This is a genomic window from Salmonella sp. JXY0409-18, from assembly GCF_020268625.1.
In the GTDB taxonomy this organism is placed as follows: Bacteria; Pseudomonadota; Gammaproteobacteria; order Enterobacterales; family Enterobacteriaceae; genus Salmonella; species Salmonella enterica.
Window position 1 is genome coordinate 359,546 of record NZ_CP084216.1, and the last position, 14,263, is coordinate 373,808.

Sequence of the window (14,263 nt, forward strand, 5' to 3'; positions counted from 1 at the left end):
AGGTGCATCCTTGTTAGACAAAAGAGAACAGTAACTGATGAATGACATCTGGTGGCAGACCTACGGCGAGGGAAATTGTCATCTTGTGCTGCTGCACGGATGGGGATTGAACGCGGAGGTATGGCATTGCATTCGCGAGGAACTCGGCTCGCATTTTACGCTGCATCTGGTCGATTTGCCGGGCTATGGCCGTAGTTCGGGGTTTGGCGCTATGACGTTTGAAGAGATGACGGCGCAGGTAGCGAAGAACGCGCCGGACCAGGCTATCTGGCTTGGCTGGAGCCTGGGTGGCCTGGTGGCGAGTCAGATGGCGCTCACCCACCCTGAACGCGTTCAGGCGCTGGTGACAGTCGCCTCTTCGCCATGCTTTAGCGCGCGTGAGGGGTGGCCGGGAATAAAACCGGAAATCCTCGGTGGATTCCAGCAGCAGCTTAGCGACGATTTTCAGCGCACGGTGGAGCGTTTTCTGGCGCTGCAAACGTTAGGGACGGAGACGGCGCGTCAGGATGCCCGCACCTTAAAAAGCGTGGTGCTGGCGCAGCCTATGCCGGATGTAGACGTGCTCAATGGCGGACTGGAAATCTTAAAAACGGTTGATCTACGAGAAGCGCTTAAAAATGTGAACATGCCGTTTTTGCGTTTGTATGGTTATCTGGACGGTCTGGTGCCGCGTAAAATCGTGCCTTTGCTCGATACGTTATGGCCGCACAGTACATCACAGATAATGGCGAAGGCGGCCCATGCGCCGTTTATCTCGCATCCGGCGGCGTTTTGTCAGGCGCTGATGACGCTAAAATCATCGCTGTAACCAGGGCGTTGCCGGGCCCGGACCATTCTGCCAGATTAATGGTTTTCAGATGCCAGATCGGCAGGCGCCAGCCCGGTAACCCTAAGCACGGTATCGCGATCGAAACCATCGTTTAGCATGGAGCGGGCAATGCGCAATGCGGCGAGCCGTTGGCCTTCCTGTTTGCCTTGCTGTAGCCCGTTACGATGTCCTTCCTGACGTAATCTTTCTGCGATAGTCATGATCTTCTCCTTATGCTGTGGGATACGCATAGCCACCTGGCGGATAAACGTATTGAAGCGCGCGGCGTCGCCAGTGTGCATCATGTAATTAAACAAACTTTGAAGCTGGGTGTCATTAGCGTATCCCTTAACCAGCAGGGCGACCAGCTGTTCGACAAGCCCCATTAGATCACGCTGGCGGATGTGTTTTTGTATGAGTTCCAGCAGCGCGACCCGTCGGTGCCGCATAATCTCGTCGTCCGGCACGACCGTAATATCGACCAGAGGAAAGGCGGTGGCGTATAGCTTACGCGCCATCACCGGGTCGGCAAATTCATCCAGCCAGCATAATGAGAACGGATACGGGCTTCGGTTTCCGTGGTAAAACAGCATTGGCACCACTAACGGCAACGTCTTATGCCCGGCCTCCAGGTGCCGTTGCATTGCAGCCATCGCGTAACGCATCAGCCGAAATGCCATATGCGCGTCCGGCGTACTCTGATGTTCAATAACCACGTAAATGTAACCTTCACCTTCACTTGTTTCCAGCGACCAAAGAATATCGGAATAATGGGGGCGTAAATCCTCTTCAATAAAGCTACCGGACTCCAGCCGTAACGTATTCAGATTACAGATTTGACGTAATGTCGTCGGGAGATGAATTTCTAAAAAATCCCGTGCAGTATCGGGGTGGCATAAAAACTGTTTGAATACCGCGTCATGCGGCGTGGATGTTGTTGAGGTCGCCATATCGATCCGTCATCGGTGAAGTTCAATGGCGTGACACTACGCGCAGACCGGGCTGATTGCAGTAGGGGATTAGTGCGCTTGCGAGGCGCATGGGGAGATAAATGCGCACGGCGGTAACGCTTTCATCTTTGTGGAAGACATGACGCAAAATTGCCCGGCAGCGTGACGCGTACCGGGCAACATAACGCGGGATAAAGGCCGGATAAGACGCGTTACGTCGCTACCCGGCGAAGGCTAACGCAAGGCCCACCATTCGCGCAGGCAGGCTTTACCTTCCGGACAACTTTTACAGCTGCCTGAAAGGCAGCCGTCCGGTTCTTCCGGGATACGTACCGCTTTACCCATGATCTCCAGTTGATTCAGCATGGCGTCGATCATGGGCTGCGGAGCGTGCAGCGTATGGCTGATTTGCGTTGCCTCCATACGCCCCCGTAGCGCCAGTAGATCGCGAACCTGTATCAATGAAGCCATTTTTTACATCCCTTAGTGACAATTGCCCGCAGTGCCCGAACAACAGGAACTGACGTTTTTGCGGGTTGCCAGCAGTTCAATGTCTACACGGCTGCGGGCGCGGCGCAACAGGCTTAACACCACAACGTTAAAGACGATCACTGCCAGAATACAGATCAGGCTGTATGTCGGGTGTTGACTGAAGCTGGTAACCTGGTAGAACAGCGTGGCGAGCGAATAGGCGATATTCAGCCCCCACAGGATGGAGAAGCCCATCCAGCCGCGACTGGACTCGCGGGCGATAGCGCCCATTACCGAGATACACGGTACGTAAAGCAGGACGAAAATCAGGTAACTGTACGCCGCCGCGGCGCTGCCGAATTTTTGATCCATCACGCCCATCGCGCCGGTTGCCATTTCGCCGTCACCTTTACTCGCTTCGATCGGGTTAGCCAGTACGCTCAGGCTAAAGGTGTCTTTCAGGCTTTGCCAGGTATCGTCAACCGCGCCCAGCAGTTCATCGCCGAGGTGGAAGTCGGCAGGATTAAACGCTTCGTCCTGAATATTTTCGGCGGTGTAGAGCGTGTTCAGCGTACCGACGACAACTTCTTTCGCCATGGCGCCCGTAAACAGGCCCACGGTCGCTTGCCAGTTATCCTCATGGACGCCGATCGGTTTAAAGACTGGCGTGATGATGCGGCTTACGGAGGCGAGGGCGGAGTCATTAATGTTATCGACGATTTTGCCGCTCAGCGAGAAACTGTTAAACGCGCTCAGGAAAATACTCACGATGATAATGACTTTACCGGCGCGTAGTACAAAACCTTTCAGGCGTTGCCAGGTCTGGATGATCAGGCTCTTGATATGCGGGACGTGGTAAACCGGCAGCTCCATCACAAACGGAGAGGCTTCGCCGCGCATAATGGTATGCTTCAGCATCAGGCCGGTTAATACCGCCATGACAATACCCAGCACGTACAGCGAGAAGACCGCCAGCGCGCCGTTTTGCCCGAAGAAGGCGGCGGCAAAGACGGCGAAAATCGCCAGGCGCGCGCCACAGGACATAAACGGCGCCATCATGATGGTCATCAGGCGTTCGCGCGGAGCGTCAAGCGTGCGGGCGCCCATCACGGAAGGTACGTTACAGCCGAAGCCGACAATCAGCGGCACGAAGGATTTACCCGGTAGTCCCAGCGCCTGCATCAGGCGATCCATGACGAAGGCCGCGCGCGCCATATAACCGGAGTCTTCAAGGAAGGAGAGGAACAGGTACATCATCCCGATTTGCGGCACCAGCGGCAGGACGGTATTGATCCCGCCGCCAAGACCTTGCGCCAGGAAGATGGTTAACCAATCCGGGAAGTGCAGCGTGTAGCCAATCCATTGAATGCCATGAATAAAGATGGCGACGGAACCGGCATCAAACAGGGGTTGCAACGCGCCGCCGATGTTAATGGCGAGCAGGAACATCAGGTACATCACGAACAAAAAAATCGGTAAGCCGAGGAAGCGGTTCAGGATAATTTTATCGACCGCCCTGGTGAAGCGGCTGGGTTCGGCTGTCAGGGTATTGCTGACCACGTCGCAAATAGCGGCGATACACTGATAACGGGCGTCGGCGATATGCAGCGCCGGGTCGTCCATTTCGTCCTTCAGACGGGCAAGGGAGGTGTCCAGGTTTTGTGCCGCCTCGCCTGCGTAAGCCCGGCTGTAGATATCGCCCTCCAGCATTTGCAGACCCAGCCAGCGGCGCTGTTGTAAAGGCATCTCCTGGGCCATCGCGTCGGCCAGGAAATCCGCTTCGCGCAGCAGCGGCTGGGCATAATGCACCAGTTCGACGTTGTCGTTAGCGTTGTGACGGTCAATGGCCAGTTTCAGCGCCTCGATACCGCGACCGCGAGTCGATACCAGCGGTACGACAGGGCAACCCAGACGCGTGGACAGAGCGTCGACATCAATACGAACCTGCTGTTTTTCAGCGATATCCAGCATATTGAGCGCGACAATACAGGGGATACCCAGCTCCAGCAGCTGCAGCGTCAAATAGAGGTTGCGCTCCAGATTGGAGGCGTCTACAACGTTTATCAACAGGTCGGCGTCGCCGCTCAGGATGTAGTGGCAGGCGATCTGTTCGTCGAGAGAGGTTTGTGACGAGATGGTCGTCAGAGAATAGGTGCCGGGTAAATCTACCAGCGTGACCAGGTGGTCAGTTGTCGCGAACTGGCCCTCTTTACGCTCGACGGTGACGCCCGCCCAGTTCCCCACGCGCTGACGCGCGCCGGTGAGTTGGTTAAATAAGGTGGTCTTGCCGGAATTAGGATTACCAATTAAACCAATGGTTAATTTTTTCATTTTTATAGACTCACTGTATTAACAGGAAACCGCTTCCACTTCTATTAACGCCAAATCCTTTTTACGCAAAACCAGACTCACGCGTCGTGTTTCGATATGGATCGGATCGCCTAAGGGCGCGACGCGGACGACATTAAATGAAGAGCCGGGCAACATGCCGAGCGAAAGCAGTTTTTGACGATACGCCGGGCTGATTTCACGCGCAAAGCCGGTGATTTTCCACGCAGTGTCAGGAGTGAATTGCATACGACCTACTTGTTTCTTACTAACTGGATGTATACCTCATGCGGCGCTCAGGGGGGCGGCAGGAGACCCGATGTTTAGCCAACGAAGGAAAGAGTAAATAATCAACAACACAATGATAATGAGAATGGTTTCTATCTTCAACGATTAAAATGTGACGGAATGTACAAATAAGAGATAATTTGCGCCGATGTTGATATGGCTCAACATTTATTTGTCTTTTTGCAAATACCCCTAATGTGCAAATATTCACCGTTTTTAATGTTTAATTAAGGTTTCATCTGTTAATAAAGTGATAATTAATAGTGCGGGTAGCAGAAGAAAATTAATTAACAGGTTCTAATGGATAAGATTTAATTGTTAATTAAAAAAGAAAGGGTTGGACGTATTGCAAAATCGCAGGCCGGATAAGAAGTAACCCGGCCTGCGTATGACCCGATTAGCGTTTTTTTCCCATTGCGGCTGCCAGCGCGTCCATCATGGCGCTGTTACCGGCTGGCTGGGCGTCACGACCGCGCGGTTTCGCCGCTTTAGATGCCGGGCGGTTGCCCTGAGCGCGATCGGCGCCGCCGCCGCGGCGAGCGGCGGTTTCGCCGGGCTGCTCGTCCAGACGCATGGTCAGGGCGATACGCTTACGTTGCAGATCCACTTCCAGCACTTTCACCTTCACGATGTCGCCCGCTTTCACCACGGTGTGCGGATCTTCAACGAACTTATTCGAGAGCGAGGAGATATGCACCAGGCCATCCTGATGAACGCCGATATCGACAAACGCGCCGAAGTTAGTGACGTTAGTGACCGCCCCTTCCAGAATCATCCCCGGCAGCAGGTCGTTCATGGTTTCGACGCCATCGGCGAATTGCGCGGTTTTAAATTCAGGACGTGGGTCGCGGCCCGGTTTTTCCAGCTCTTTGATGATATCGCTCACGGTCGGCACGCCGAATTTATCGTCGGTAAAATCAGCGGCCTTGAGGTGACGCAATTCGTTGCTGTTGCCCATCAGATCTTTTAGCGCTTGCTGCGTCGCCGCCAGAATGCGTTCGACAACCGGATAGGCTTCCGGGTGGACGGTGGAGGCATCCAGCGGGTTATCGCCGTGGTTAATACGCAGGAAGCCCGCGCACTGCTCAAACGCTTTCGGCCCCAGACGGCTCACCTTCAACAGTTGCTGGCGGTTCTGAAACTGACCGTTCTCATCGCGCCAGGCGACGATGTTTTGCGCCATCATGCGCGTTAAGCCCGCGACGCGGGTCAGCAGCGGCACGGAGGCGGTATTCAAATCGACGCCGACGGCGTTTACGCAGTCTTCGACCACCGCATCCAGCTTACGCGCCAACTGGGTCTGGCTGACATCGTGTTGATATTGGCCGACGCCGATGGATTTCGGATCGATTTTCACCAGTTCCGCCAGCGGATCCTGCAGGCGACGCGCGATAGAGACCGCGCCGCGCAGGGAGACGTCGAGATCCGGAAACTCCTGCGCCGCCAGCTCAGAAGCGGAATACACGGACGCCCCCGCTTCGCTGACGATCACTTTCTGCGCCGTCACGTTCGGGAACTGTTTCTGTACGTCGAGATAGAAGCGTTCGGTTTCACGCGAGGCCGTACCGTTGCCAATCGCGACCAGTTCGACGTGGTATTTTTCGCACAGCGCGGCGATCACGGTAGCCGCTTTGGCCGCCTGACCGGTATGCGGATAAATGGTATCCGTCGCCACCAGCTTGCCGGTGCCGTCAACGACAGCGACTTTTACGCCGGTACGCAGGCCAGGATCAAGGCCCATCGTGGCGCGCAGGCCTGCGGGGGCTGCCATCAGCAGGTCGTGCAGGTTACGGGCAAACACGTTAATCGCTTCATCTTCTGCACGTTCGCGCACGGTGCCCATCAGTTCGGTTTCGAGGTGCATTAAGACTTTGATACGCCACGTCCAGCTCACTACGCCTTTGCGCCAGCTATCCGCCGGGGCGTTATTTAGCCGCAGGCCGAGATGGTCCATGATGATTTGCTCGCAGTAGCTTTCTTTCGGCGGCTCATCAAACTGTGGGTCGGCATTGAGCGAAAGTTGCAGAATGCCTTCGTTACGACCACGGAACATGGCCAGCGCACGGTGAGACGGGACGTTAGCAATGGGCTCATGATGGTCGAAATAGTCGCGGAATTTTGCCCCTTCTTCCTCTTTGCCGCTCACGACCGTGGCGACCAGATGGGCGTTCTTCCACAGGTAATCACGCACTTTCGCCAGCAATGCGGCGTCTTCGGCAAAGCGCTCCATCAGAATGTAGCGTGCGCCGTCGAGCGCGGCTTTCGTGTCCGCCACGCCTTTGTCGCCATCAATGTACTTTGCCGCTTCCACGTCAGGATCGTGGGACGGTTCGTTCCAGAGCAGATCGGCCAGCGGCTCAAGGCCGGCTTCAATGGCGATTTGTCCACGGGTGCGGCGTTTAGGTTTATAGGGCAGGTAGAGGTCTTCGAGCTCGGTCTTACTTAACGTAGCGTTGATGGCGCCAGCCAGCTCATCGGTCAGTTTGCCTTGTTCGGAAATGGACTTGAGGATGGCCTGACGCCTGTCTTCCAGCTCACGCAGATAGCCCAGACGCGTTTCCAGGTTACGCAACTGCGTGTCATCCAGACCGCCGGTGATTTCTTTACGATAACGTGCGATAAACGGCACGGTGTTCCCTTCGTCAAGCAGGCGAACGGCAGCTTCAACCTGCCCGGCATTTGCCTGGATTTCACCCGCAATAATGCGGCAGAAAGAATCATTCATCATGGGTTAGCTTCGTCTTCAGGATAAAAATCAGGGGATAGTTATACGGATTGGCTGGCAAAAATGCCAGCCATCAGCGGGGGCTTAGGATTCTTCTTGTCTTATTTGACGTATTCGATCGCATTGACGTACCAGTTTGCTTCGCCGACAGGGGTGTTAACCACCGCCAGATCGCCCACTTCTTTTTTCAGTAGCGCCCGCGCCATCGGCGAGTCGATAGAGATGTAATCCTTACGTCCGAAAATTTCATCGTAGCCGACAATGCGGAACTTCAGCGTATCGCCGTCATCATTTTCGATTTCCACCCAGGCGCCGAAGAAGACTTTGCCCTCCTGCTGCGGGGAATAATCCACGATTTTGAGATTTTCCATGCATTTGGTCAGATATCTGACGCGTCTGTCGATCTCACGCAGGCGCTTTTTATTATACTGATAGTCGGCATTCTCGCTGCGGTCGCCCAGACTCGCAGCCCAGGTCACTTTTTTGGTGACCTCCGGGCGCTCTTCACGCCAGAGATAATTGAGCTCTTGTTTGAGTGTTTCGTACCCTTCGCGGGTGATCAGGGGCGTTTTCATCTCGTTGATTTACCTTTGCTGTCGATATTGCGCACACGGGGTATAACGTGATCGTCCCGACAGAATAAATAATGGGGTTGCCGATTAATTGTATATTTAAGCTGCTGTTAAATATGCTTTGTAACAATTTAGCCTGAAATTCATACCAGAATTTGCTGGTGACTCACGTGAGCTTTTTTAAGAATACACACTTACATTTGTTGCGAACCTTTGGGAGTACAGACAATGCAAGAGAATTATAAGATTCTGGTGGTTGATGACGATATGCGTCTGCGGGCGCTACTGGAACGTTATCTGACCGAGCAGGGCTTCCAGGTTCGAAGCGTCGCTAACGCCGAGCAGATGGATCGTCTGCTGACCCGTGAATCTTTCCATCTCATGGTACTGGATTTAATGCTGCCAGGTGAAGATGGTCTGTCGATTTGTCGTCGCCTGCGTAGTCAAAGTAATCCAATGCCGATCATTATGGTCACGGCGAAGGGTGAAGAAGTTGACCGTATCGTCGGGCTGGAAATCGGCGCCGATGACTACATTCCTAAACCGTTTAACCCGCGCGAGCTGTTGGCGCGTATCCGCGCCGTGTTACGTCGTCAGGCAAACGAACTGCCCGGCGCGCCGTCGCAGGAAGAGGCCGTTATTGCGTTCGGTAAGTTTAAACTGAACCTCGGTACGCGCGAGATGTTCCGTGAAGATGAACCGATGCCGCTGACCAGCGGGGAGTTTGCGGTACTGAAAGCGCTGGTAAGCCACCCGCGCGAGCCGCTCTCTCGCGACAAGCTGATGAATCTGGCCCGTGGCCGCGAGTATTCCGCGATGGAACGCTCCATCGACGTCCAGATCTCCCGCCTGCGCCGTATGGTGGAAGAAGATCCGGCGCATCCGCGTTATATTCAGACCGTCTGGGGCCTGGGCTACGTCTTCGTACCGGACGGTTCTAAAGCATGAGGCGAATGCGCTTCTCGCCGCGAAGTTCATTTGCCCGCACGCTGTTGCTCATCGTCACCTTGCTGTTCGTCAGCCTGGTGACGACCTACCTGGTGGTGCTGAACTTCGCGATTTTGCCGAGCCTCCAGCAGTTTAATAAGGTTCTGGCTTACGAAGTCCGTATGCTGATGACCGATAAGCTGCAACTGGAGGACGGCACGCAGTTAGTCGTGCCGCCTGCGTTTCGTCGGGAAATCTATCGCGAGCTGGGGATCTCTCTCTACACCAACGAAGCCGCCGAAGAGGCCGGGCTGCGTTGGGCGCAACACTACGAATTCTTAAGCCACCAGATGGCGCAGCAATTAGGCGGCCCGACGGAAGTGCGCGTTGAGGTCAACAAAAGCTCGCCCGTCGTGTGGCTCAAAACCTGGCTGTCGCCCAATATCTGGGTGCGCGTGCCGCTGACCGAGATTCATCAGGGCGATTTTTCTCCGCTTTTCCGTTACACGCTGGCGATTATGCTCCTGGCGATAGGCGGCGCGTGGCTGTTTATTCGTATACAGAACCGACCGTTAGTGGATCTTGAACATGCCGCCCTGCAGGTAGGGAAGGGAATTATTCCGCCGCCGCTGCGTGAATATGGCGCCTCTGAGGTGCGCTCTGTTACCCGGGCGTTTAACCATATGGCAGCCGGCGTGAAACAATTGGCCGATGACCGTACGCTATTGATGGCGGGCGTCAGCCACGACTTGCGCACGCCGCTGACTCGTATTCGTCTGGCGACGGAGATGATGGGCGAGGAAGACGGTTATCTCGCGGAGTCGATCAATAAAGACATCGAAGAGTGTAACGCCATTATCGAACAGTTTATTGACTATCTGCGTACCGGTCAGGAAATGCCAATGGAGATGGCGGATCTCAATTCCGTACTGGGCGAGGTGATTGCGGCGGAAAGCGGCTATGAGCGTGAGATTAACACTGCGCTTCAGGCAGGCAGCATCCAGGTGAAAATGCACCCGCTCTCGATTAAGCGCGCGGTGGCGAATATGGTGGTCAATGCTGCCCGCTATGGCAACGGTTGGATTAAGGTCAGCAGCGGCACCGAGTCGCATCGCGCCTGGTTCCAGGTAGAAGATGATGGGCCGGGCATTAAGCCGGAGCAGCGTAAACATCTGTTCCAGCCTTTTGTGCGTGGCGACAGCGCCCGTAGCACCAGCGGCACAGGGCTGGGGCTGGCGATTGTGCAGCGCATTATCGATAACCATAACGGGATGCTGGAGATTGGCACCAGCGAGCGTGGCGGATTGTCAATTCGCGCCTGGCTACCGGTTCCTGTGGCTCGCGTCCAGGGGACGACAAAAGAGGCATAAGAAAGGGAGGTATTACCCTCCCTTTCTTCTTAACGCCGGATGACGCCGTTCAAAGCCGCCATCCGGCCTGTTCCTTACAGCTTCGGTCCGGCGCTAACCAGCGCTTCGCCTGCCGGGGTATCCGTATACTTCTCGAAGTTCTCAATGAACAGTTTCGCCAGCGCGGTGGCTTTTTCCTGCCATTGTTCCGGCGACGCGTAGGTGTTACGCGGGTCGAGAATGTGGGTATCCACGCCTGGCAGTTCAGTCGGGATCGCCAGATCGAACAGCGGCAGACGGAAGGTTTCCGCGTTATCAAGAGAACCGTTCAGAATGGCGTCGATAATCGCGCGCGTATCTTTGATGGAGATACGTTTGCCGGTGCCATTCCAGCCGGTGTTAACCAGATAAGCCTGCGCGCCTGCTGCCTGCATACGTTTCACCAGCACCTCAGCATACTGCGTCGGGTGCAGCGTCAGGAACGCGGCGCCGAAGCAGGCGGAGAAGGTGGGGGTCGGTTCGGTGACGCCGCGTTCGGTGCCGGCCAGTTTAGCGGTGAAACCCGACAGGAAGTGGTACTGCGTCTGGTTAGCGGTTAAACGGGAAACCGGCGGCAACACGCCGAAGGCGTCCGCCGTCAGGAAGATAACCTTGGTGGCGTGACCTGCTTTGGACACGGGCTTAACGATGTTATCGATATGATAGATCGGGTAAGAGACGCGGGTGTTTTCGGTTTTGGAACCATCATCGAAATCAACGGTGCCGTCTTCGCGCACGGTGACGTTTTCCAGCAGCGCATCACGGCGAATCGCATGATAAATTTCTGGCTCCGCTTCTTTCGACAGTTTGATGGTTTTGGCGTAGCAGCCGCCTTCAAAGTTGAACACGCCGTCGTCATCCCAACCGTGCTCATCATCGCCAATCAGACGACGTTTCGGGTCGGTGGATAGAGTGGTTTTTCCGGTACCGGAAAGGCCGAAGAAGACCGCGACATCGCCTTTTTCACCCACGTTGGCGGAACAGTGCATTGAGGCGATACCTTTGAGCGGCAGCAGGTAGTTCATTACCGAGAACATCCCTTTTTTCATTTCGCCGCCGTACCAGGTGCCGCCAATAAGCTGAATACGTTCAGTCAGGTTGAACGCCACGAAGTTTTCCGAGTTCAGCCCTTGCTCTTTCCACTGCGGGTTGGTGCACTTCGCGCCGTTCATGACAATAAAGTCAGGTTTGAAGCCTACCAGCTCTTCGTCCGTTGGGCGAATGAACATATTTTTAACGAAGTGGGCCTGCCAGGCGACTTCCGTAATAAAGCGCACGGAAAGACGCGTATCGGCATTTGCGCCGCAGAACGCATCAACAATGAATAAGCGTTTACCGGAAAGCTGATGCGTCACCAGACCTTTCAGGTGTTGCCAGGTTTCCTGGGAAAGCGGCTTATTATCGTTTTTACCTTTACCCTTATCGGACCACCACAGCGTATCACGCGTGGTGTCGTCGCGAACAATATACTTATCCTTAGGCGAACGACCGGTAAAAATACCGGTATCAACGGCAACAGCGCCCAGGTTAGTTAACACGCCACGCTCATAGCCTTCCAGACCAGGATTAAGTTCTTCCTGATAAAGGGTGTCGTAGCTGGGATTGTAAACGATATCCTGGACGTCATTGATACCATAAGCCTTGAGATCTTGCGGGGTTAAATTGTTAACGCGCATATCACTGCTCCTTAGCCAATATATATTACCGAAAATAGTAAGGTTTTTTGAGGTTGGTTAACCGCGACAAGGCTCATATATTTACGTATCTGGACAAAATCACGATTGACGAAAAACACTGTGACTCCTGTCACGCAGCGGCGGTTATTATGGCAGGAAACCTACTTTTGTTGTGGAAAATGTTCTGAAAACGTTAAAAGGAAGTGTTTTTGACCGACATAATGTGACTGTAATCGCATTCATGTAAGAAAGTTACGTAACACCAACATTAACAATATCGATTCACCTCTCTGCGTTTTTTTCTGAATTATGCATGACGACGCCTGGCGGTGAACAGATGATGCAATAATGCGACTTTCTCATCATTCTGGATAACGACATGGAAAGTGTAGCGCTTTCACGTACTACTCGCTGGGGTATGTTGCTCACCGGTTTGCTGCAGGGCGTCTTGTGCTACCTGCTGATGGCCTGGCTGGTACCACAAAATAGCGACTGGCTGTTCTATGGTATGCCTGCGACGATAGCGTTGTCGTCAATGCTATTGCTTACCGTGGTCTCTTTTAAACAGCGCGCGCTGTGGGGCTGGCTGGGGCTGATCTTTGTGGTCGTGCTGGCAATGAGCGGCTGGCTGAAATGGCAGGTTGAGGCGGTGGAGAAATGGCGCCTGGCTGAGCTCCTCTGGCTGTATGGTCTCCGGCTTGTGTTGATGGCGATGCTGGTATTGCCCTGGATGCAATATCAGCTACATTCGCAAACCGGTTCGGCGCGTTATCCCCAGTTTTATCTGCGGTTATGGCATAACGTACTGACATTGTTTATCGTCCTGGTCGCTAACGGACTGTTCTGGCTGGTGCTTCTGCTCTGGAGCGCGCTATTCAGGCTGGTAGGCATCCGCTTTTTCAGCACCCTTTTCTTTGAAACTGAAGCCTTTATTTATGTGACCATCGGCCTGATTACGGCGCTGGCGGTCATTCTCGCCCGCACGCAGTCGCGCCTTGTGGCGGCGGTGCAAAAGCTGCTGACGCTGATCGCGACGGGTTTACTGCCGGTGGTGTCGCTGCTGGCATTGCTGTTTATTGTGACGTTACCCTTTACCGGACTGGAGGCAATTTCTGCGCGTGTTTCCGCTGCGGGGCTGCTATCCACGCTGACGCTGATGCTGCTGCTCCTCGTGGCGATTGTCAACGAACCGCAAAAGCGCGTATTACCCTATCCGCGCGTACTACGCGGCATGATTAGCGCCTCGCTGTGCGTTGCCCCGATATATATGCTGCTGGCGGGCTGGGCGTTATGGGTGCGCATTCAGCAATACGGCTGGACGCCGGATCGTCTGTATGGCGCGCTGACGGTGTCTGTCTTGCTGGTATGGTCCTTCGGTTATCTGATCGGTCTGTTACGCCGCGGACGCGACCCTGGTGAGTGGCAAGGTAAGGTGATACTGAGCGTCTCTTTGTTGACGCTGGTGATATTGCTGTTGCTGGCCTCGCCTGTACTTGATGTCTGGCGTATTAGCGTCAACAGCCATATGGCGCGTTACCATAGCGGTAAAATTACTGCGGATCAGATCAGCCTGTATATGCTGGATCACAGCGGCAAACCTGGCCAGGAAGCGCTGAAATCGTTGCGGGATGACGAGGCGTTTACGCAGAACAGAAAGCGCAATCGTGAACTGATGACGTTTTTGCAGAGAAAGAAGGTCTCTCCGACGGCGGACGATTTAGCGCGGGTGGTGATGATTGCGCCCGGTAGTCAGAAGCCGGATGCCGCATTTTGGGCGTTTGTCAAAGAGCAGCGTTATTCGGGCGCTTCCTGCCTTGAACCGGATGCCTGCGTGCTGGTGAGTCAGGATCTTAACGGCGACGGTCAGCCTGAGCAGGTGCTGTATAACTTTATTGTTGCCGAGAGCCAGGTCTACGGCTTAAAAGAGGGGAAATGGACGCAGAAAGCGTTCGCCCGATTGCCGGACGGGTTTTCTAAGACGCAACTGTTGCACGCGATTGCCGGGCATCGGTTAGACTCAGCCCCCAAAGCCTGGCGCGATATCATTATTGATGGTAAGCGGTTGGATGTGGATTACTACAACGAGTAAGCTTTTTGTCGGATGGCGGTATAAATGCCTTATCCGGCCTA

At 54.5% G+C, this 14,263-nt stretch carries 11 protein-coding genes; 4 read left to right on the forward strand and 7 right to left on the reverse strand.

Translation table 11 applies throughout. The annotated features are described in order from the left end of the window. Nucleotides 1-37: 37 nt before the first annotated feature. Entirely contained in the window at nucleotides 38-808 is a 771-nt protein-coding gene (gene bioH / locus LDB27_RS01630) for a pimeloyl-ACP methyl ester esterase BioH (RefSeq protein ID WP_000998138.1), read from the forward strand. A gap of 35 nt (nucleotides 809-843) precedes the next feature. Here bioH and LDB27_RS01635 read toward each other — a convergent pair whose 3' ends face one another. From LDB27_RS01635 to greB, 6 genes are all read right to left on the reverse strand, one after another. Beyond that, nucleotides 844-1,758: an Rpn family recombination-promoting nuclease/putative transposase gene (locus LDB27_RS01635; RefSeq protein WP_000235958.1), complete on the reverse strand. Its 915-nt coding sequence runs from the start codon at nucleotides 1,756-1,758 to the stop codon at nucleotides 844-846. A 234-nt stretch (nucleotides 1,759-1,992) separates the two neighbouring features. Further along, nucleotides 1,993-2,229 carry a [Fe-S]-dependent transcriptional repressor FeoC gene (gene feoC / locus LDB27_RS01640; RefSeq protein WP_000157589.1) on the reverse strand — a complete coding sequence of 79 codons (237 nt, stop codon included), beginning with the start codon at nucleotides 2,227-2,229 and terminating at the stop codon, nucleotides 1,993-1,995. 12 nt (nucleotides 2,230-2,241) lie between these two features. After that, nucleotides 2,242-4,560: a Fe(2+) transporter permease subunit FeoB gene (feoB, locus tag LDB27_RS01645; protein WP_000736964.1), complete on the reverse strand. Its 2,319-nt coding sequence runs from the start codon at nucleotides 4,558-4,560 to the stop codon at nucleotides 2,242-2,244. 18 nt (nucleotides 4,561-4,578) lie between these two features. Continuing rightward, a complete protein-coding gene (gene feoA, locus LDB27_RS01650) occupies nucleotides 4,579-4,806 on the reverse strand; it encodes a ferrous iron transporter A (RefSeq protein ID WP_001160955.1) in 228 nt (75 codons plus the stop codon). A 436-nt stretch (nucleotides 4,807-5,242) separates the two neighbouring features. Beyond that, complete coding sequence (locus LDB27_RS01655; protein WP_000980661.1) at nucleotides 5,243-7,573, reverse strand: Tex family protein; 2,331 nt, start codon at nucleotides 7,571-7,573, stop codon at nucleotides 5,243-5,245. A gap of 98 nt (nucleotides 7,574-7,671) precedes the next feature. Beyond that, nucleotides 7,672-8,145: a transcription elongation factor GreB gene (greB, locus tag LDB27_RS01660; RefSeq protein WP_000856695.1), complete on the reverse strand. Its 474-nt coding sequence runs from the start codon at nucleotides 8,143-8,145 to the stop codon at nucleotides 7,672-7,674. 225 nt (nucleotides 8,146-8,370) lie between these two features. Between greB and ompR the strand changes: the two genes are divergently transcribed. Together ompR and envZ are read left to right on the forward strand one after the other, a co-directional pair. Further along, nucleotides 8,371-9,090 carry a two-component system response regulator OmpR gene (ompR, locus tag LDB27_RS01665; protein ID WP_001157751.1) on the forward strand — a complete coding sequence of 240 codons (720 nt, stop codon included), beginning with the start codon at nucleotides 8,371-8,373 and terminating at the stop codon, nucleotides 9,088-9,090. Continuing rightward, entirely contained in the window at nucleotides 9,087-10,439 is a 1,353-nt protein-coding gene (gene envZ, locus LDB27_RS01670) for a two-component system sensor histidine kinase EnvZ (protein ID WP_001253818.1), read from the forward strand. The genes ompR and envZ overlap by 4 nt, the downstream gene beginning before the upstream one ends. A 74-nt stretch (nucleotides 10,440-10,513) precedes the next feature. On the opposite strand, the gene pckA is transcribed toward envZ, so the two are convergent. Further along, entirely contained in the window at nucleotides 10,514-12,133 is a 1,620-nt protein-coding gene (gene pckA / locus LDB27_RS01675) for a phosphoenolpyruvate carboxykinase (ATP) (RefSeq protein ID WP_001265689.1), read from the reverse strand. A gap of 379 nt (nucleotides 12,134-12,512) precedes the next feature. Between pckA and LDB27_RS01680 the strand changes: the two genes are divergently transcribed. Continuing rightward, nucleotides 12,513-14,222 (forward strand): DUF4153 domain-containing protein, encoded by a 1,710-nt coding sequence (locus LDB27_RS01680; RefSeq protein ID WP_000446445.1) that lies wholly within the window; start codon nucleotides 12,513-12,515, stop codon nucleotides 14,220-14,222. Nucleotides 14,223-14,263: the final 41 nt, after the last annotated feature.